This is a genomic window from Pseudomonas sp. GD03875, assembly GCF_029840585.1.
GTDB classification, from domain to species: Bacteria; Pseudomonadota; Gammaproteobacteria; order Pseudomonadales; family Pseudomonadaceae; genus Aquipseudomonas; species Aquipseudomonas paralcaligenes.
The window spans coordinates 50,510-67,374 of sequence record NZ_JAOCCV010000007.1 but is presented as its reverse complement, the minus strand read 5'-3'; the positions used below and the strand labels follow the sequence as shown (position 1 = coordinate 67,374).

Genomic DNA, 16,865 nt, shown 5'->3' with positions numbered 1-16,865 from the left:
TGCCTCTTGGTGGTGGGCTGGTAAGGCCCGGTTACGCCGCTTTCGCGGCTTGCGCGTCGAGCCACTCGGCCAGCTGCGGCAGGAACACGACCCAGGGGCCGCGGTCTCCGCGCTGGCGGGTGAGTGGTACGTCGATCTTCTTGGTCCGGTGCTGCCGCAGCAGCGCGCGGACGCTCGGGATGTCGGTGAGGTGGTCCTGCAGCAGCTGCTCGGCGGTGATGTAGTTCGCCGGGTAGCGGCGCCGCAGTTGCTCGAGGGTGTTCAAGGCCACACCTCCCCGCGGCGGGCTGCGAGGCGGGCTTGCAGCAGTTCCACCAGCCCTTCGGCGGTGCCGGCGGCGCCGCTGGTGGCGATGTTGCCGGCCTCGTCGGTAATCACTGCGCCGAGCGGGCGCACCGGGTCGTGGGTGAGGGTGACGTGCGGCAGCCAGCGCGGCGGGGTGATGGCCAGCAGGGCGGTGTAGAGCGTCACCAGGGCGAGTGCCTCGGCCGGGATGCTCTCCAGGCGCTCGATGCACTCGCGCGCAGCGTCGCGCACCACCTCGGCGGCGACCGCCGTGGGGTTGCGGTAGTGCATGTCGGCCAGCTTGACCACGCCGATGGCGTCGGTGATGGGGTTCGGCTTGCTCATGCGACGTGGTCCTTCTTGATCTCGACGCGGAGCTGGGCAGCCAGCCAGGCGAGGCCCTTCTCGGTGACCTTGATCACGGCGTAGTGCTTGCGGAAGCCGAGCTGGCGGGGCTGGGTGGTGCGCGGCTCCTCAAACAGGTGGCCGCCGGCCACGTGCTGCGCCGCCAGGCTGCCGTCGTGGTTGAGGTGCTTGTGCTCGCGCAGCCACGCGCGCAGCGCGTTCTCGCTCATGCCCAGCGCCTGGGCAGCTGCCTTGAGGGTGCGATTCATGGGGCGACCCTCAAGCGGCTGCGGCGAGGCGCCCGAGGGCGGCGGCTTCGATCCACTCGCACAGCCGGGCCAGGTAGAGCCCGTCCCCCGGCTTGAGCGCCAGCGCGTGGCGCTGCTTGTGGATGCTCAGCGAGGCTTCGAGCGCGTAGCCCTCGGGGTGGTCGATGCGGTCCACCGTCAGCGTGGCGGTGTGCGAGAGCGGCCCGGTGATCAGCAGCAGCTCGGCATCACCTCCGTCCAGCGCCAGGCGGCGCACGGCTGCGACGCTGGAGTCGTCCAGCGTGCTGTAGAGGTCGGGTTCCTGGGCCTGCGCGGCCGGTGCCTCGGCTTCCGTCGCTGGCGCCGGTAGGTAGCCGTGCAGGGCGGCACGCATGAACGCCAGTTCGCGCTCGGTGCGCTGCAGCTTGGTGGCGTACATCTCGTCGTCATCGCCAGGGGCGCGGTAGGGCTCCCAGCGGACCTCGGCCAGGCCGATCTCCTTGGGGCGCGGGATGCCCTGGCCCCACTTGCTGTTGGCCGGGAAGATCGCCACTCGCACATGGTGGACGTGCCCCTGGACTTCGGCGAAGACGATGTAGCGCGGATCGGCGGCCAGCATGGCGCCGAGCTGCATGATCTGGATCAGCAGCAGTTGGATGGCCGGAGTCATGCCGCACCTCCATCGAAGCCGGAGAAGTCCTCGAAGGCGGGCAGGGTGATGCTCAGCGGGGTGGATGCGAGCCGGGGGCGGCCGCCGTCGAGCACGATCAGGCGGCCGGTGGCCTGCTGGACGGCTTTGACGGCGTCAGGGTTGGTGATGCAGGCCGGGTGCAGGAGCACCTGGCGGGCTTGGTGGGGGGTGTGCTGTGCCATGTCGCGTTCCCTTGGTAAGTGGGTACGCGACAATCAAACACTATGTTTGATTTTTGGTCAACACAAAGTGTTTGGTTTTAGTCGGGGAAGTGCATCTGTGCCTTGTAGATGCCGGCGACGGGGTGCAGGACTGCTACGTCCTCATCGTTGATGTAAATATTGCCTACCTCTTCATTGACGCTGCCCAAACAGTAAGCGCCGTTTCGATGGTAGAGATACTCTTTCACCATGCAGCGGCCAGAGTGAGTGCGGATGAGCACCTCGTCGCCGGGACGCGGGCTCTTTGAGGGCTCGATTACCACGAACTCGCCGTCCTTGATGCGCGGGCGCATGCTGTGCCCGACGACACGCACAGCGTAGGCCGCGGGGTCGGTGCTGATGGCATGCAGGTATCCGTCTCCTTGGCCTGTTGGATAGTCCATAACCTCAAAAAAGCCACTGTCCCCCAGCATTGCCTTTCCAAGCACCGGGATCATGTTCATTTCCCGAATCTGCCTGGCTTCGTGTATTTGAAGCTCCTCGAGAGGGATTGTAGTCCTGGGATCTAGTCTCTTTCCTGTGTCGAGCCAATCGGGCGTGACGAACAGCTCCCTCGCAGTGGCCAACAGGTAGCGGCGAGGTACGCCTCTGCTCTTCCAGTTGGTAATGTTTTGGTCGTTCTCCAGGCCTAGTTTCTGCGCCAGTTCGCGGCCTTTTATGCCGCGCTTTTGTAGGGCTTGCGCGAAGCGAGCGCCGCGCGCCTGGGGGGATGTGTCGAAGTCAGTTTCCATAAACAGAATGTTAACCCTCTTGCCAGATTGTTTTAACAAACGTATTGTTTGTTTTCGTGTTTGGTTTGAGGTGGGCTATGAGCGTCTCCACTGCCGCGCTTGATTGCGCAATCAAGGCGGCCGGTTCTGCCACGGAACTGGCACGCTTGGCTGGGGTTTCACCTCAGAACATCTTCAACTGGCGCCGGCGTGGCGTGCCCCCGGAAAAGGTGCCTGCGATCGTTAAGGCATGTAGCGGTGCCGTGGGGGCGCACGAACTGCGCCCTGATCTGCCTGGCTTGTTCCCGCCTCCATCGGAGGTCGCATGATCATCACCCAGCGCATCGAGCAGGCCGGCATCACCTTGGAGGTGTCGGCTTGTATTTCTGCTGAAGCTGTAGGACTTGCAGTTGTAGACCCGCAAGTCGCTTCAGAGCTGTCGCATATTTCAATTGGTAGCTCGACGGCTGATCAGTTGGCCGTACTGGCACCAATGCAGCAGATGCTTGTTCAAGCCCACGAAGCGCTGCGGAAAAGTCTGGTTCAGTTGGCATTGGCACACCTCGAGAGGCAGGTCACAGAGGCCATCGAGGAAGTCGGGAGGCTCCGTGAGCAAGGTTGATATCTACGCCGACGATTTCGGCATCGCCCCCGGCCTGGAGGTATCCATGCGGTGGGTCGAGGGCGAGAAGGTCGCGATCACTGTCATGCTGGACGGGCAGGTGTTCGAGAGCCATGCCCCGCGCGATGTCGGCACGGCCATGGCCGTGGCGGGCTGCCTCATTCGAGGTTGTGCGCCGCCACGTCGGCTGCTGCGCGGGTTCGGTGAGTCTGCTCCGTGAACTCGGCCTGCACTACGCCTTAACTTTCAATCCAGCCCCGCCAGGCACAGCAATGGATAAACAGGCGGGGCGGCCGGCACCGGGAGCCTTACCAGCAGAACGGTGCCGGACGGAATAGTCGGAATTTTGCCTGTCGCCTCGGCGGCAGGTAGGTGCAGGGGGCCAGGGACCCACTTACCAGAAGAACCCTGGCCCCCTGCGGGGTCGGAGCCGATTACCAGTCGGCTCCTCAACAACCGCGATGCCCCGAGGCACAGCAAGTACAAAGGGGCGGGGCGGCTGCTGTAGGCGAATAGTACGGGCATTGCCCGGCTGCCGCCTATGGTAGTGATCGGGTTTTACTACCAATGAGCACAGCACACTCACCGTTGGACCAGGGGCCGAGCCAGCCCCTGGAGGCGGCTATCGACGCCGATTGCCGCGAATACCGCGGCGGCCACAAGGCCGTCTGCGCCCTCCTCGACGAGCCCTACGGCCCGTTCCAGAAACGCCTCTCCGGCGCCTACCCCGACCACCACCTGCACGCCGACGACGCGGCGCGGGTGATCGAACTGGTGCGCGGCCCACACGTGCAGCGCTGGTTCGAGGAGGTCTACGGCGTTACCAGCTACCAGGCGCAGCCGGTCGAGGCCAGCCGCGACGCGCTGTTGGCGCTCGGCCGCTACCTGCAGCAGGAGGCGGGCTTCGTCTCCAGCGTCGCCGAAGGCGCGGCCGATGGCCGCTGGGAGCGGCATGAAGTCGAGGAACTGGAGCGCCACGCCACCGAGCTGATGCGGCAACTGCTCGGCATCGTGGCCGGCGCCCGCCTGGCAATGGAGGGCGGCAACCATGGCTGACTTCTGCGACCTGGCCACCGAGCGCACCGACCAACTGCTGGAGGATGCCCTGGCGCGCCACCAGCGCGCCGCACTGGCGGCACCCGCCACCAGCGCGCTGTACTGCGAGGAATGCGATACCGCCATTCCGCTGGCCCGCCGCGAGGCCATTCCGGGCTGCCAGACCTGCGTTGAATGCCAGGCGCTCCTCGAGCGGAGGGCCAGGGCATGAATGACCAGACTCTGGACCGCGCCATCACCGAGGCGGCGCGCTTCATCGTGCAGGCCAAGCGCCTGCGAGCCGCGCGCAAGCGCGACCGCGATGTGGGCGTGCCCCTGCGTCACCCCGTCGAGTCCGGCGCGGCTCGCCGCGCGAGCATGGACCTGACGCGGGCGCTTGCTGATCTGCGGCAGGGGAGGTAGGGCATGGCGACTCATGAATGCGTGAACTGCCCCGGCCGCACCGACCACTCGACGGCCGATTGCCCGATGGTGCCAGCCGGGCCGGATAGCGCTGAGCGCTGCTCTTGCCCGTCTGGCGATGGCTCGCTGCGGTGGCCTTGCCCCATCCATCGCTCCTCTCAGGACATGGACGCCCCGCAAGACGCGCTGATTCTGAAGCTCGCTGAGCATCGGATAGCCCTCTCGCCCGAGTACGAAGGGCAATGGCACGCGGAGCTGTACGGCGATCAGGAGGTGCCGATCTGCACTGCCGAGGGCGCCACGCCGGCCGAGGCCATCAACGTGGTGGTGGCGAAAGCCCTCCGGGCGAAGAAGCAGGGTGAAGGAGAGCGGACATGACCGTGTTCTGCATCATCTTGCTGATCCTGTTCGCGCTGCATTGGGCCACGGCAGACCATCGCGGGCATCGCTGGGTCTACCGGACCCCATACACCCGAACCTGCCAAAGTTGCGGCCGGCAAGAAGACCACCACTGCAATAGCTGGTCCTGGGAGGCTAGAGGCTTCCGTGCGCATGGCTGGTGGGAGGAAATGCGACCGGGCAGCGGCAATAAGTGCAAGGCAGTCGCAGAGAAGTCGGGGGCTGCTGAATGACGAAGGCAGCAGTACCCGCCAACATGGCCGCCTGGGCGCGGCGCTATATCGAAGTGTTCGGTCTCGCCCTGGTGGCCATCGAGCCTGGGCAGAAGGCCCCGAAGGGCAATGGTTGGAACAAGCCGGGGGGCTACTTGACGGACCCGGACGCGGCCGAAGCGTTCTGGACGAAGCACCCGAAGCACAACATGGGGGTGGTTCACGGCCCGAGCCGGGTGTGCTCGCTGGACGTTGATCATGTGGAGTACACCCGCCAGGTGCTGATGGACCTGTTGGGCGTCGATCTGGATGCGCTCGCGGTGGCCTACCCGACGGTGGTGGGCAACCCCGAGCGTTTCCGCGTGTTGTTCCGTGTGCCGGACGGGCTGGAGTTGAGCCGCCATTCGTTGAGCTGGCCCAATCCGAACGACCCGGACGGGAGCAAGCACCGACTGGCGACCAAGGCGCTGAAGCAGGCGCGCGAGGAGAAGGACCAGCAGCAGATCGAGGCCATGCAGGCTCAGCAGAGGGAGTTCTCGCCGGTGACGGTGTTCGAGCTGCGGGCCGGGACGGTGCAGGATGTGTTGCCGCCGTCGATCCACCCGGACACCGGCAAGCCGTACATCTGGCGCAACCCGCCTCCGGCCGAGGGGCTGCTGGAGTTGCCGCGGGACCTGGTGAACATCTGGACCAACTGGGACATTTTCAAGCGCGATGCGCTGGCGGCCTGTGCCTGGGCGCCGAGTGCCGCCAAGCCCCCGGCGAAGGCGAAGAAGGCGCCGCCCCGCAAGGAGGCTGGCGACCAGCCCTCGGTGATCGACGCCTTCAACCGTGGGCACGATGTGGAGGCGCTGCTGCAGCGCCACGGCTACATCAAGCGCGGGAGGAAGTGGTTGGCGCCGCAGAGTTCGACCGGCCTGCCGGGTGTGTCTGTGGTGGAGCAGCCGGGGGAGCCGTCCCGGGTCTTTTCGCACCACGGCTCGGACCCGCTGGCCAACGGGCACATGAACGATCCGTTCGATGTGTTCTGCATCCTCGAGCACAACGGCGACACATCTGCGGCCATCAAGGCGGCGGCCAGGGCGATGGGGCTGGAGCACAAGCGCTCCGGCCCACGGCCCCCGGAGCCGCCGCCCGTTGGCGGGTCCAGTGTTCGGGAGGCCTTGGAGCAGTTCGATGCCTTGATGAGCGATGGCGCTGAGGCAGCTGGCGATGGCGATGGCGATCTTCCCCCGGCCCCCCCATCTGACGGCGATTCCGCGGCAAAGCCCGGCACCACCGAAAGCGGGGGAGCGGGGGGTGGGCCTAGCCTGAACAGCTTGCTGCGGCGCTATGCGCTGGTCGAGGGAACCACTCACGTGTGGGACTACGACCAGGCGAAGAAGATGAAGCAGAGCGCCTTCGTGGCGCACGTGGGCAAGGAGTCGTTCAAGGCGTGGTCGGCCGTCATCGATCCGAAGCGCAAGAAGCGGGTGAGCGAGGAATGGGTGCGCGATATCGAACGCGCCCAGCTGATGGCCGGCAAGGCGGTGGGGGATGCCGCGATGCCGATGATGATCCGCTATGTGTACATCGACGGCACGAAGGACGCCTGGGACTACGCGAAGAAGCGGCGCATCCCCGAGGGCGCGGTGAAGATGGCCCTGGGCGATGCGTACAGCCTCTGGCTGAACAGCCCGGATCGGCGGGTGGTGGACATGAATCACATCGTGTTCGACCCCACGTCGACGCTCGACCCGGAGGTGTACATCAACACCTACGAGGGCCTGCCGCTGCTGCCGAAACGGGATGACGCCGCCTGCGAGAATCTGCGCTGGTTGATCGAGTTTCTGTGCAACCACGATACGGCCGCCGCCACCTGGCTGATCCGCTGGCTGGCGTACCCGCTGCAGCACTCCGGGGCGAAGATGGACACGGCGGTGCTGATGCACTCGACGCAGGAGGGCTCGGGCAAGAGCCTGCTGTTCTCCGTTGCCCTTGGCCGGCTGTATGGCCAGTACAGCGCGACGGTGGGGCAGACCCAGCTGGAGGGCAGCTTCAACGCCTGGCAGAGCGGCAAGCTGTGGGCCGTGTTCGAGGAGGTGGTGTCGCGCGATCAGAAGTACAACCAGGTCGGCAAGATCAAGCAGTTGATCACCGGCCAGACGGTGCGCATCGAGAGCAAGTTCGTGAACGGCTGGGAGGAAGCCAGCCACATGAATGCGGTGTTCCTCTCGAATGAGATCGTGCCGTGGCCGATCAGCGACAGCGACCGGCGCTTTCTGGTGATGTGGCCGGAGGAGAAGCTGCCGCCGGAGCGCCAGAAGGCGATCAAGCATGAGCTGGAGCATGGCGGCGTCGAGGCGCTGTACGCCTGGCTGCTCGCCCAGGACCTGGGCGACTTCGACCAGCAGACCAAGCCGCCCAGCACGCCCGCCAGGGAGCGGCTGGTGGCGCTCAGCAGGGCACCCTGGCAGACGTTCATCCACTTGTGGCGCACCGCCCAGCTCGGCGACGGGTTGTGGGGTGGGTGCCTGTCGTCGGACCTGTACGCGCTGTTTCTGGAGTGGTGCCACCGGAACAAGGAGCACTCGATGAGCCAGACGAAGTTCAGTCTGTTCATCGAGACGATGGGGGTGGAGAAGACGCGGGCGATCCCCTGGACGGAGCGAACGACCCGGCGATTCAGCGCGTGGCTCTTCCCCAAGGATGACCAGTCCTTCCTGCCACCATCCACCAAGGCGGCCGATCTCGGCAAGCACGTCGAGGAATGGCGAACACGCGCTCGCCTCGCCGGCTGGAACGTGGACGGCTGGGACCATGTGAAGGGGGCCACGCCATGAGTGCGCCTGCATGTGTGTTGGGTGTGTCGGCTGTGTGTAGGGGTGATCCTCGAACCCTACACAGTTGCAAGCCGCGTGGTTCGTGGCGCGCGCGGGTGGTGTGTTGGGTGTGTAAGGTTTTCGCGCGCGGGTGCGCGTGCGCGGGAATATTTTCACCAACTCCACTCGACGGCCTGATGGCGATGTTTTTTCACTACGCGAGGAACGAAAAGCCTTACAAACCCTACACACCTTGCACAGATAGCATTAATGCTTTGTTTTCAAAGGTTTTTTTGTGTGTTGGGTGTGTGTTGGGTTGGGGTGTTCTGTGTAGGGTTTGGGTCTGCGGTGGGGAGTACAGCCATGATTGAGCGGATTGAGGTGTTGCTGAAGGGGTGGGGACAGGAGCGGATCAGTCCGCGCCTGGAGGTGAGCATGCCTTCGCCGTTGGGGCGGGTGGACGATGATGCTCCGTCAGCCGGGCCAGGCCCGCGGTGCTTGTCGGGCGTGGAGTGCTGGGTGGCGATGAGCCGCTCGGCGCAAGCAGTCGACCGGGTGCTCAATGACCTGGCCGAGTCGGGCTCCAGGGGGCGGGTGCTGTATCAGCTGGCGGTGGCGCGCTACTGCCAATCACCCTGCCTGCGGGTGGATGAGCAGGCGCGGAGCCTGGGCATTGCGGTGCGCACCTACCGCAGCCGGGTGAATGAGCTGCACGCCGAGGTGGCCTCTGCGCTGCCGGTGGTGGCCGAGAGCTTGGCGCGCGCCGATGCTGCCACGCCCGGCGCCCTGGCCGCCGCCGCGCGGCGGAAGGAGGCCGAGCGGGAGGGAAGGCGGGTGCGGCGGGTGGCGGGCCGCGTCGAGAAGGCTGCCGGGAAGCGCCAGGCTGCCGCCGCAGGCGTTACCGTTCGTCGGGACGAAAAACCAAATGCCGACCATCTGCATACCAAATGCGCGCATTTGGCGACCACGCCGGAGTAGGGCGTTGCTGGCGTTGCATGTCGTCGGTACAAAGGCGCCAAGGCTTGAAAGCTGCGCCCGCAGTGAAGCAAGCCACCGCGCACTTGTGCTGTGCACCCCGGACGGACTTGGCCGTCCACCACGAAGCCCTGCTCTGCAGGGCTTTGTCTTTTCTGGCCGCTGGCCGCATCGGAGGTAGTAATGGGCGAGCCGGTCTCTACGAGCGCGGGAGCGATGGCGGTAGCCGGCGCTGCCGGCCTGGGCCTGGCCGGCTTCATCGCTGGCATCAATGGCGAGGCCCTGACCGGCGCGTTGCTCGGGTCGCTGATCTACTTCACGACGACCCGGGAGCTGCGCGTGCTGCAGCGGCTGCTGTTCTTCTTGGTCTCGTTCGTCATGGGCTACCTGTTCTCGCCCGCCATCGTGGACTTCGAGGTGTGGGGCATGCGGCCCTTCGCCTATCCGGCCCCGGCCGGGTTCGCGGCGGCGCTGCTGGTGGTGACGGTTTCCCTCGGACTGATCAAACGGTTTGGCGATCCAGCCGCGCTGGAACGCCCGAGGGGGCAGTGATGCTGAGCTATGTCCTGACGCAGGTGACGTTCTGGTTGTGCGTGGTGGTGTTCGTCCGCCTGTTCACATTCCAGCGTGGCGGCGCTCGCTTCCGCCGGGGCATTTCCTGCCTGGCCGTGGCGGTGATGTTCAGCGCCGGGGTCACGATGATTCACATCCTCAAGGGCGACTTGGTGTTGCCCGCCCAGGCCTGGCCCCTGGTGGTGCTGCTGGCGGTGTTCGCCGTATCTGTGATGCGCACGGCCGGCAACCTGGCCGGGGTGCTGCGCCCCGAGGCCCCGGCCTGGTCTGGCGCCGAACGGCGGCGGGCTCGCCGGTGAGAGGATCGATTGACGCCCGAGACCTCGACGATGCGCTGGGGGGATTGCAGGTGCTGGGTTCTGGCCTGGCAGAGCTGGCCCTGGCAGACGCGCTGAACCACACGGCGAACCAGGGCAACTTGGCGCTGTCGGCTGCGATGAGCGAAGTGTTCGACAGGCCCACTCCCTGGACGTTGAAGTCCACCCGCATCTTGCACGCTACGCCGCAACGGCTGGAGGCGGCGCTGTGGGTCAAGGACGAATCGGGGGGCAAGAATCCTTTCAGCGCCGAGGACTACCTGCTACCGCAGGTCGATGGCGGCGAGCGGATCACCCGGCGCTCGGAGAAGTACCTGCGCGAAGCGGACATTCTCCCCCCGGGCCGTTTTGTTGTGCCGGCTGCCGGAGCGCGGCTCGATGCCTATGGGAATCTCCAGCGCGGGCACATGATGCAGATACTGTCCGGCCTCAAGGTGATGCACCGCGCTGGCTCGGACCATAACGCGACCAACAGTGAGCGCTCAGTGCGCAAGGGGCACGCGAAAGCCTTCTTCGTGATGAAGCGGGGAAGCACGCCCATCGGCATTGCAGAGCGCCGCGGCAAGAGTGTGGTGATGGTGCTCGCTTTCGTCCGCCAGCCGCAGTACCGGGAGCGCTACAGGTTTCATGACGTGGTGCGTCGAGTCGCCGAGAACGACCAGCAACTTGAGGCAAACATCGACAAGGCCATCGCGGACGCGCTGTCCGGGCGCCTGCGCCCTCGGGCCGGCAGGCGGCGGAGCTAGGCATGGGCTGGCGGACTGCCGAGGCCCGAGCCACCCCGGGGCCCCTGGGGTGGCGCCCGCGATAAGGGTAATTCGAGCCCCGCTCTCGCAGTAGTGGGAGGGCTTGGAAGTTAGTTAACAGGCGGTTAATCGGTTAACCCGCTGTCGGTTAAGTGGTTAACAGGGGTGGATTGATGACGGTCCTGAGCAAGTCCGAGTTCGCGGACAGCCGCGGCTGGTCTCGCGCCTACGTGTCGAAGCTGGGAAAGCAGGAGCGCCTGGTGCTGACCGCCGACGGAAAGGTCGACGTGGAAGCCACCCTGGACCTGCTGGCGGCCTCGGCCGACCCAAGCAAGGCCGGTGTCGCCGACCGCCACCAGCGCGACCGCGCCGAGAAAGGCGTGCACGCCCTGGTGACACCCGCCGCCCCGGCCTCGCCGCCGCGCTCCGCTGGTGACGGCTACCAGAAGGCACGCGCCCACCGGGAACACTACCTCGCCCTGCTGGCCGAGGACGAGTTCCTCAAGGGGCGCGGGGCGCTCGTCGAGCGTGCCGCCGTCGACGGCGCCGCCTTCGCCGCGGCGCGCACCCTGCGGGACCTGCTGCTCGGCCTTCCCGCGCAGCTCGCCGGCGAGCTGATCGCAATCACCGACGCCTGGGAAATGGAGCGTCGGCTGACCGACGCCCTGCGCCGCGTCCTCGATGACGCCGCCGGCCTGATCGACCTCGATACCGAACTTGGAGGCCCAGCGCCAGGGCCGGAGTAGCCCATGGAACATCCGTATGCCGACGGTGCCGCAACGTACCGAGCGGCATACCTGCGAGGCCTGACCCCCGACCCTGAACTGTGGATCGACGAGTGGGCCGACGAGTACCAGCGCATCCCGAAGGACACCGGCGCCGCAGAGCCCGGCAAGTACCACACCGACCGCACGCCGTTTGCGCGCGAGCCGATGCGCTGCCTGTCGCCCCTGCATCCCTGCAAGCGCGTGGTGACCATGGTCGCCTCGCAGCTGATGAAGACTCAGATCGGCCTGAACTGGATCGGCGGCACCATCCACATGGCGCCGGCCAACATCCTGGCCCTGCTGCCCAGCGAGAAGCTGGCGCGCAGGGTGTCGAGCCGGATCGACAAGACCATCAAGGCCGTGCCGGTGCTGGCGAACAGGGTCGCCAAGCCCCGCTCGCGTGACGCCCGCAACACCCTGGATACCAAGGAGTTCGAGGGGGGCACCCTGTATTGCACGACCGCCGGCTCGGCCTCGAACTTGGCCGAGTTGGCAGCGCGCTACATCTACGGCGACGAGATCGACCGTTGGGATGTCGACGTTGACAGCGAAGGCGACCCCATCGAACTGGCCGAGGCTCGCGGCTCGACGTTCGGCCGTAAGGCGAAGTTCTACTTCTCCAGCTCGCCGACCCTCAAGGGCGTGTCGCGGATCGCCGACCTGTACGACATCAGCGACCAGCGCCGCTACTTCGTTCCGTGCCCACACTGTGGCGAATACCAAGTGCTGGAGTGGGCGAACCTCCAGTACAGCGCGGACTACAGTCGCGTCGACTACCTCTGCAGCAACTCGGAATGCGGTGCGCTCATCGAGGAGCACCACAAGACGGAGATGCTGCTGGCCGGCGAGTGGCGCGCGACCGCCGAGGGCGACGGCGAAACGGTGGGCTTCCACCTCAGCGCCCTGTATTCGCCCATCGGCTGGCTGAGCTGGCACAGCCTCGCCAAGCAGTACGACAAGGCGAAGCTCGCTCTTGACCGCGGCGATGCCGAGCCGATGCAGGTGTTCTACAACACCCGCCTGGCCCTGGTGTGGGACGCCGCTCAAGAGCAAACCAAGGCCGGCGAACTGAAGGAGCGTGCAGAGCCGTATCACCTCGGCACGGTGCCGGCCGGCGCGCTCATCCTCACCGCGGCGGTGGACGTGCAGCACAACCGCCTGGAGCTGCTGGTGATCGGCTGGGGAGAGGGCCTGGAGCGCTGGGTGGTGGACTATCAGGTGGTGCCGGGCGATCCGTCCGACGAGCGCACCTGGGCATTGCTGGACGAACGCCTCAAGGCCCGATATCGCCACGCCTCCGGCGTTGAACTGGCGATCTGCGCCGCGAGCGTCGACTCTGGCGGTCACCACACCGACGAGGTCTACCAGTTCACCCGCCTGCGTCGTTGGCGCAACGTCATCGCCGTGAAGGGGGCGAGTAAGCCAGGCCGCCCGGTACTGGCCCAGCGCCCCTCGAAAGTCGACGTGACCCGCAATGGCAAGACCGAGAAGGCCGGCGCCGAGCTGTGGATGATCGGCACCGACACGGCGAAGGACTGGATCTACAACCGCTACCCCTTCAAGGACGGCCCGGGCGCACTGCACTTCTCGCACGACCTGCCCGACGACTTCTACGAACAGGCGGTTGTCGAGCGGAAGCTCACCCGCTACGTCAAGGGATACAAGCGGGTCGAGTGGGTCAAGGGCAAGGCCGAGCGCAACGAGGTGCTCGACCTGCTGGTGTACAACCTGGCCGCCGCGCAATTCCTCGGCCTGCACCGATACCGGGAGAGCGAGTGGGCCGCGCTGCGCGGCCAGGTTTGCCAAGGCAGCCTGTTCAGCGAGCCGAAGCCCGCAGAACCCGCCCCGCAACAATCCACGCCCGCCCACCAAGCGCCGGCCCGCCCTGCGCTGCCTGCTGCATCGGCGCGGCGCACATCGCACAGCGGCTACCTGAGTCGCCGCCGCTAGAGAGGTTCACATGGCCACCGCACAACAACGACTGGACGAAGTCCGGGCGGCGATCAGCGACATCCTGAAAAAGGGCCAGAGCGTGCGGAAGGCCGACCGTCAGATCGACCGCGCCCAACTGGCCAGCCTGCGGATGCTGGAGGAGCAGTACGCCACCCAGGCCGAGCAGGAGGCCCGAGCAGGGCGTCCCCGCCAGGTGCGTCTCTGCAGTCGCGGGAAGGGGGTGTGATGAAGCGCACTCGCAATTCCCGCTACCTCCGCAATAGCTACGAGGGCGCAGGCCAGGGTAGGCGGGCACAGGGCTGGGATGCCCCCGAGGCCGCGCTGAATGCCGTCGCGATACCGGCCTTGCCGACCCTGCGCCGCCGCGCGCGGGCGGCGGTGCGGAACGATCCGTATGCGTTCTCTGCCATCGACCGCCGCGTCAGCAGCCTGATCGGCACCGGCATTACCCCTCGCGCCCGCATCAGCGACCCCGCCCTGCGCACGGCCCTCAACCTGCTGTGGGAGGACTGGGTCGACGAGTCGGACGCTGACGGGCTCACCGACTTCTACGGCCAGCAGGCGGTCATCGCTCGCATGGTGGAGGAGAGCGGCGAGTGCTTCGTGCGGCTCCGCCAGCGCCGCCGTGAAGACGGCCTGTCGGTGCCCTTGCAGCTGCAGATTCTGGCCCCGGAGTTCGTCCCGCTTGACCGCAACTTCACCACCCGCCGCGGCAATGTCGTGCGGGCCGGTATCGAGTTCGACCCAGTGGGCAAGCGGGTGGCGTACTGGATGTACAAGAGCCACCCCGGAGACTCGCGCGCCGCAGGCGCCACCTACAACGAACTGCACCGCATCCCCGCCGAACAGGTGCTGCACATCTTCGAGCCGCTGGAAGGCGGCCAGCTGCGCGGCATTCCCCGGTTGGCGCCGGTGCTGCTGCGCCTGAAATCGCTGGACAGCTATGACGACGCAGTGCTGTTCCGGCAAGAGGTCAGCAACCTGTTTGCCGGCTTCATCAAGAAGCCGCGTGCCGAGGGACCGCCGGAGATCGACCCACTCACCGGGCGCCCTGTCGAGCTTGACCGCGACGGCACCCCGATGGCGGCCATGGAGCCGGGCACCCTGCAGGAGCTGATGGAGGGGGAGGAGATCGAGTTCTCCGACCCACCAGACGCCGGCAACACCTATGTCGACTTCATGCGGCAGCAGCTGCAGGCGATTGCTGCCGGTGTTGGGCTGCCGCCTGAACTGCTTACCGGCGACATGGGCGACATCAGCGACCGTGTGCTGCGCGTGATGCTGAACGAGTTCCGCCGCCGCATCGAGCAACTGCAGTTTGCTGTGTACGTGTTCCAGCTGTGCCGGCCGGTGCGCGCGGCCTGGCTGGACGCGGCTGTGCTGTCCGGCGCCATCGGCCTCCCGGACTACACCGAGAAGCGCCGCGAATACCTGCGCACGCGCTGGGTGCCCCAGGGCTGGGCCTACATCCACCCCGTGCAGGACGTGCAGGGCAAGTTGCTGGAGATCGGCGGCGGGCTGGCCAGCCGCAGCGAGCACGTGCTGCGCAGCGGCTACGACGCCGAGCAGATCGATCAAGAGAACGCCGACGACAACGCCCGGGCCGAGCGGCTCGGGCTCAACTACACCACCGACACCGCCCTCGGCACAGGCGGCAAAGAGGACGAACAATGATCAAGCACAAGCACCTGGCGCTGGCGCTGTCCATCGCCCTGGCGGCCCCGGCCTGCGCGTTCACCGCCGAGCCCCGCATCTTCAACAAGGCTGGCGGCACCCCCGACCTGCAGGCCGAGCACTGGTACAGCATTCGTGACCTGGGCGAAGGCGAGTCCAAGACCATCGAGGTCTTCATCTACGGCGAGATCGGCTTCTGGGGTGTCACCTCGGGGGACTTCATCCGCGACCTGCAGGCCCAGGATGACGGCGTATCGAAGGTGCTCGTTCGTTTCGACACCATCGGCGGCGACCTCTTCGACGGCATCGCCATCCACAACACCCTGCGCGCGCTCGGCGAACGCTGCACGGCGCGCATCGACGGCGCTTGTTTCAGCGCCGGCAGCGTGGCGGCCTGCGGGGCTCACCGCGTCGAGATGGCCGACAACGCCCTGATGATGATCCACAACCCCTGGACGTGGATGGCAGGCGGCAGCGAAGAACTGCGCAAGATGGCCGACATGATGGACAAGGCCCGAGAGGGAATCATTGCCAGCTACCAGCACCGCGCCCTGAACATCGACGAGGCCGAGCTGAGCCGGATGATTGACGAAGAAACCTGGCTCACGCCGGCCGAAGCGAAGGCCCACGGCTTTGTCGACGAGGTCCTGGGCGCTGGCCAGCCCCTCGCCAGCAACGCCGCCCTGGGCAAGATCCTCAACCGTTATCGCAATGTGCCGGAGGCCGCTCGCCAGCTGCTCGCCACCGCCGACCCCGAGCCGGAACCGGAGCCGCCTGCACCTGAGCCGGTCCCGCTGGCTCCCGAGGCCGCCGCCCTGGCCGCGCAGCTCGCTACCGACTGCGCTGCTGCCGGCTTGTCGGCATGCCTGCCGGCGCTCATCAAGGCCAGCGGCCTCAAGAGCGCCGAGGCAGTGCAGGCCGAACTCACCCGAGCGAAGGCCATCCATGCCGCCTGTGTACTGGCCAAGCTGCCCAGCGAGGCACCTGGCCTGATCGAGGCCGGCGTGACTGCCGACGCAGCTCGCCTGCAGCTGTGGGACAAGCTGGCGGCCAGCAGCGGCAAGGTCGAGATCGACAACCGTCCGCCGGTCGACGACCTGCCGCAGAACACCGTTTACCAACCGCCGGTGCCGAGTGACGTGTACTCGAAGCGCCGTAACCAAGCCTCGAAAGGAGGAACCCACGCATGACCATCAAGACCGAAGGCGTCCACGCCGGCGAGTTCCTCTACTCGGAAGCCAACGGCTCCCGCAGTCGTGAGGACGTCGTCATCAGCGCCGGCTCCGGCCGGCTCGCCGCCGGCACCCTGATCGCTCTCATCACCGCTGCCAACGCGCTCACCCCGACCGCCGCCGCCGGCAACACCGGCAATGGCACCATCGGCTCGGTGACCGTCACCAGCGCGGCCATCAGCGGCAACTACATCCTGACCATCACCGAGGCGGCAGCCAACGGCGGCAAGTTCGAACTGCTCGACCCCACCGGCTACCCGTTGGGCGAGGGCCAGGTCGGCCAGCCGTTCAGCGGCGGCGGCCTGACCTTCACGCTCAGCGATGGCGCTACCGACTTCGCCGTCGACGACAGCTTCACCCTCAACGTGAAGGCCAGCCTGGGCGAGTACACCGCCTATGACGACGACGGCACCGACGACGGCCGCCGCGCCGCCAGCGGCATTCTCTATGCGCCGGTGGATGCCACCGAGACCGACGTGCGCGCCACCGGCGTGATGCGTGACGCCGAGGTCATCGAGCGCCTGCTGACTGGCTTGGACGCCAACGGCCAGGCCGACCTGTTGGCGAAGGGCATCATCGTCCGCCCCTGACCTCCACCACTTCCCCCCTATCTCAGAAGCCCCGCCCTTGCGGGGC

General features: G+C 66.7%; 24 protein-coding genes. 18 read left to right on the top strand and 6 right to left on the bottom strand.

Features of this window, described 5'->3' with window-relative positions; translation table 11 throughout:
* Positions 1–31: 31 nt before the first annotated feature.
* From N5D30_RS08120 to N5D30_RS08095, 6 genes are all read right to left on the bottom strand, one after another.
* A complete protein-coding gene (locus N5D30_RS08120; RefSeq protein WP_279903483.1) occupies positions 32–265 on the bottom strand; it encodes a pyocin activator PrtN family protein in 234 nt (77 codons plus the stop codon).
* Positions 262–630 (bottom strand): hypothetical protein, encoded by a 369-nt coding sequence (locus N5D30_RS08115; RefSeq protein ID WP_279908545.1) that lies wholly within the window; start codon positions 628–630, stop codon positions 262–264. The genes N5D30_RS08120 and N5D30_RS08115 overlap by 4 nt, the downstream gene beginning before the upstream one ends.
* Positions 627–899, bottom strand: a complete 273-nt coding sequence (locus N5D30_RS08110) for a phage antirepressor KilAC domain-containing protein (protein ID WP_279908544.1) — start codon at positions 897–899, stop codon at positions 627–629. Before N5D30_RS08110 ends, N5D30_RS08115 begins: the two co-directional genes overlap by 4 nt.
* Positions 900–909: 10 nt before the next feature.
* A complete protein-coding gene (locus N5D30_RS08105) occupies positions 910–1,548 on the bottom strand; it encodes a hypothetical protein (RefSeq protein WP_279908543.1) in 639 nt (212 codons plus the stop codon).
* Positions 1,545–1,751, bottom strand: a complete 207-nt coding sequence (locus N5D30_RS08100; protein WP_279908542.1) for a hypothetical protein — start codon at positions 1,749–1,751, stop codon at positions 1,545–1,547. The genes N5D30_RS08105 and N5D30_RS08100 overlap by 4 nt, the downstream gene beginning before the upstream one ends.
* A gap of 77 nt (positions 1,752–1,828) precedes the next feature.
* Entirely contained in the window at positions 1,829–2,521 is a 693-nt protein-coding gene (locus N5D30_RS08095; protein ID WP_279908541.1) for a S24 family peptidase, read from the bottom strand.
* A 304-nt stretch (positions 2,522–2,825) separates the two neighbouring features.
* Between N5D30_RS08095 and N5D30_RS08090 the strand changes: the two genes are divergently transcribed.
* From N5D30_RS08090 to N5D30_RS08005, 18 genes are all read left to right on the top strand, one after another.
* Complete coding sequence (locus tag N5D30_RS08090; RefSeq protein ID WP_279908540.1) at positions 2,826–3,122, top strand: hypothetical protein; 297 nt, start codon at positions 2,826–2,828, stop codon at positions 3,120–3,122.
* The gene (locus tag N5D30_RS08085; RefSeq protein ID WP_279908539.1) at positions 3,109–3,342 is read left to right on the top strand and encodes a hypothetical protein; all 234 of its coding nucleotides are present in this window, start codon (positions 3,109–3,111) and stop codon (positions 3,340–3,342) included. Before N5D30_RS08090 ends, N5D30_RS08085 begins: the two co-directional genes overlap by 14 nt.
* A 347-nt stretch (positions 3,343–3,689) precedes the next feature.
* Positions 3,690–4,178 carry a phage regulatory CII family protein gene (locus N5D30_RS08080; protein ID WP_279908538.1) on the top strand — a complete coding sequence of 163 codons (489 nt, stop codon included), beginning with the start codon at positions 3,690–3,692 and terminating at the stop codon, positions 4,176–4,178.
* A complete protein-coding gene (locus N5D30_RS08075; RefSeq protein ID WP_279908537.1) occupies positions 4,171–4,389 on the top strand; it encodes a TraR/DksA C4-type zinc finger protein in 219 nt (72 codons plus the stop codon). The genes N5D30_RS08080 and N5D30_RS08075 overlap by 8 nt, the downstream gene beginning before the upstream one ends.
* Positions 4,386–4,580, top strand: coding sequence for a hypothetical protein (locus N5D30_RS08070; protein ID WP_279908536.1), 195 nt, complete (start codon positions 4,386–4,388; stop codon positions 4,578–4,580). Before N5D30_RS08075 ends, N5D30_RS08070 begins: the two co-directional genes overlap by 4 nt.
* Before the next feature lie 3 nt (positions 4,581–4,583).
* On the top strand, positions 4,584–4,958 hold the full coding sequence (locus N5D30_RS08065; RefSeq protein WP_279908535.1) for a hypothetical protein: 375 nt from the start codon (positions 4,584–4,586) through the stop codon (positions 4,956–4,958).
* Complete coding sequence (locus N5D30_RS08060; protein WP_279908534.1) at positions 4,955–5,212, top strand: hypothetical protein; 258 nt, start codon at positions 4,955–4,957, stop codon at positions 5,210–5,212. Before N5D30_RS08065 ends, N5D30_RS08060 begins: the two co-directional genes overlap by 4 nt.
* A complete protein-coding gene (locus N5D30_RS08055) occupies positions 5,209–8,013 on the top strand; it encodes a bifunctional DNA primase/polymerase (RefSeq protein WP_279908532.1) in 2,805 nt (934 codons plus the stop codon). The genes N5D30_RS08060 and N5D30_RS08055 overlap by 4 nt, the downstream gene beginning before the upstream one ends.
* Before the next feature lie 342 nt (positions 8,014–8,355).
* Entirely contained in the window at positions 8,356–8,970 is a 615-nt protein-coding gene (locus N5D30_RS08050) for a hypothetical protein (protein ID WP_279908530.1), read from the top strand.
* A gap of 180 nt (positions 8,971–9,150) precedes the next feature.
* Positions 9,151–9,519 carry a putative holin gene (locus N5D30_RS08045; protein WP_279908529.1) on the top strand — a complete coding sequence of 123 codons (369 nt, stop codon included), beginning with the start codon at positions 9,151–9,153 and terminating at the stop codon, positions 9,517–9,519.
* A complete protein-coding gene (locus tag N5D30_RS08040; RefSeq protein ID WP_279908528.1) occupies positions 9,519–9,839 on the top strand; it encodes a phage holin family protein in 321 nt (106 codons plus the stop codon). The genes N5D30_RS08045 and N5D30_RS08040 overlap by 1 nt, the downstream gene beginning before the upstream one ends.
* Positions 9,836–10,603, top strand: a complete 768-nt coding sequence (locus N5D30_RS08035; protein WP_279908527.1) for a hypothetical protein — start codon at positions 9,836–9,838, stop codon at positions 10,601–10,603. The genes N5D30_RS08040 and N5D30_RS08035 overlap by 4 nt, the downstream gene beginning before the upstream one ends.
* A 173-nt stretch (positions 10,604–10,776) precedes the next feature.
* The gene (locus N5D30_RS08030) at positions 10,777–11,349 is read left to right on the top strand and encodes a terminase small subunit (protein WP_279908525.1); all 573 of its coding nucleotides are present in this window, start codon (positions 10,777–10,779) and stop codon (positions 11,347–11,349) included.
* A 3-nt stretch (positions 11,350–11,352) separates the two neighbouring features.
* Positions 11,353–13,320: a phage terminase large subunit family protein gene (locus tag N5D30_RS08025; RefSeq protein WP_279908524.1), complete on the top strand. Its 1,968-nt coding sequence runs from the start codon at positions 11,353–11,355 to the stop codon at positions 13,318–13,320.
* Positions 13,321–13,330: 10 nt separating this feature from the next.
* Positions 13,331–13,549, top strand: coding sequence for a hypothetical protein (locus N5D30_RS08020; protein WP_279908523.1), 219 nt, complete (start codon positions 13,331–13,333; stop codon positions 13,547–13,549).
* Complete coding sequence (locus tag N5D30_RS08015) at positions 13,549–14,997, top strand: phage portal protein (protein ID WP_279908522.1); 1,449 nt, start codon at positions 13,549–13,551, stop codon at positions 14,995–14,997. The genes N5D30_RS08020 and N5D30_RS08015 overlap by 1 nt, the downstream gene beginning before the upstream one ends.
* Positions 14,994–16,187 carry a head maturation protease, ClpP-related gene (locus tag N5D30_RS08010; protein WP_279908521.1) on the top strand — a complete coding sequence of 398 codons (1,194 nt, stop codon included), beginning with the start codon at positions 14,994–14,996 and terminating at the stop codon, positions 16,185–16,187. Before N5D30_RS08015 ends, N5D30_RS08010 begins: the two co-directional genes overlap by 4 nt.
* Positions 16,184–16,819, top strand: coding sequence for a head decoration protein (locus tag N5D30_RS08005; protein ID WP_279908520.1), 636 nt, complete (start codon positions 16,184–16,186; stop codon positions 16,817–16,819). The genes N5D30_RS08010 and N5D30_RS08005 overlap by 4 nt, the downstream gene beginning before the upstream one ends.
* The last annotated feature ends 46 nt before the right edge of the window (positions 16,820–16,865 follow it).

Excerpts from the sequence above, each read along its gene's own strand:
- N5D30_RS08095 (WP_279908541.1), bottom strand. The coding sequence starts at position 2,521 with ATGGAAACTGACTTCGACACATCCCCCCAGGCGCGCGGCGCTCGCTTC.
- N5D30_RS08010 (WP_279908521.1), top strand. The coding sequence starts at position 14,994 with ATGATCAAGCACAAGCACCTGGCGCTGGCGCTGTCCATCGCCCTGGCG.
- N5D30_RS08105 (WP_279908543.1), bottom strand. The coding sequence starts at position 1,548 with ATGACTCCGGCCATCCAACTGCTGCTGATCCAGATCATGCAGCTCGGC.
- N5D30_RS08065 (WP_279908535.1), top strand. The coding sequence starts at position 4,584 with ATGGCGACTCATGAATGCGTGAACTGCCCCGGCCGCACCGACCACTCG.
- N5D30_RS08110 (WP_279908544.1), bottom strand. The coding sequence starts at position 899 with ATGAATCGCACCCTCAAGGCAGCTGCCCAGGCGCTGGGCATGAGCGAG.
- N5D30_RS08075 (WP_279908537.1), top strand. The coding sequence starts at position 4,171 with ATGGCTGACTTCTGCGACCTGGCCACCGAGCGCACCGACCAACTGCTG.
- N5D30_RS08020 (WP_279908523.1), top strand. The coding sequence starts at position 13,331 with ATGGCCACCGCACAACAACGACTGGACGAAGTCCGGGCGGCGATCAGC.
- N5D30_RS08050 (WP_279908530.1), top strand. The coding sequence starts at position 8,356 with ATGATTGAGCGGATTGAGGTGTTGCTGAAGGGGTGGGGACAGGAGCGG.
- N5D30_RS08060 (WP_279908534.1), top strand. The coding sequence starts at position 4,955 with ATGACCGTGTTCTGCATCATCTTGCTGATCCTGTTCGCGCTGCATTGG.
- N5D30_RS08090 (WP_279908540.1), top strand. The coding sequence starts at position 2,826 with ATGATCATCACCCAGCGCATCGAGCAGGCCGGCATCACCTTGGAGGTG.
- N5D30_RS08040 (WP_279908528.1), top strand. The coding sequence starts at position 9,519 with ATGCTGAGCTATGTCCTGACGCAGGTGACGTTCTGGTTGTGCGTGGTG.
- N5D30_RS08030 (WP_279908525.1), top strand. The coding sequence starts at position 10,777 with ATGACGGTCCTGAGCAAGTCCGAGTTCGCGGACAGCCGCGGCTGGTCT.
- N5D30_RS08005 (WP_279908520.1), top strand. The coding sequence starts at position 16,184 with ATGACCATCAAGACCGAAGGCGTCCACGCCGGCGAGTTCCTCTACTCG.
- N5D30_RS08115 (WP_279908545.1), bottom strand. The coding sequence starts at position 630 with ATGAGCAAGCCGAACCCCATCACCGACGCCATCGGCGTGGTCAAGCTG.
- N5D30_RS08025 (WP_279908524.1), top strand. The coding sequence starts at position 11,353 with ATGGAACATCCGTATGCCGACGGTGCCGCAACGTACCGAGCGGCATAC.
- N5D30_RS08080 (WP_279908538.1), top strand. The coding sequence starts at position 3,690 with ATGAGCACAGCACACTCACCGTTGGACCAGGGGCCGAGCCAGCCCCTG.
- N5D30_RS08015 (WP_279908522.1), top strand. The coding sequence starts at position 13,549 with ATGAAGCGCACTCGCAATTCCCGCTACCTCCGCAATAGCTACGAGGGC.
- N5D30_RS08070 (WP_279908536.1), top strand. The coding sequence starts at position 4,386 with ATGAATGACCAGACTCTGGACCGCGCCATCACCGAGGCGGCGCGCTTC.
- N5D30_RS08045 (WP_279908529.1), top strand. The coding sequence starts at position 9,151 with ATGGGCGAGCCGGTCTCTACGAGCGCGGGAGCGATGGCGGTAGCCGGC.
- N5D30_RS08100 (WP_279908542.1), bottom strand. The coding sequence starts at position 1,751 with ATGGCACAGCACACCCCCCACCAAGCCCGCCAGGTGCTCCTGCACCCG.
- N5D30_RS08055 (WP_279908532.1), top strand. The coding sequence starts at position 5,209 with ATGACGAAGGCAGCAGTACCCGCCAACATGGCCGCCTGGGCGCGGCGC.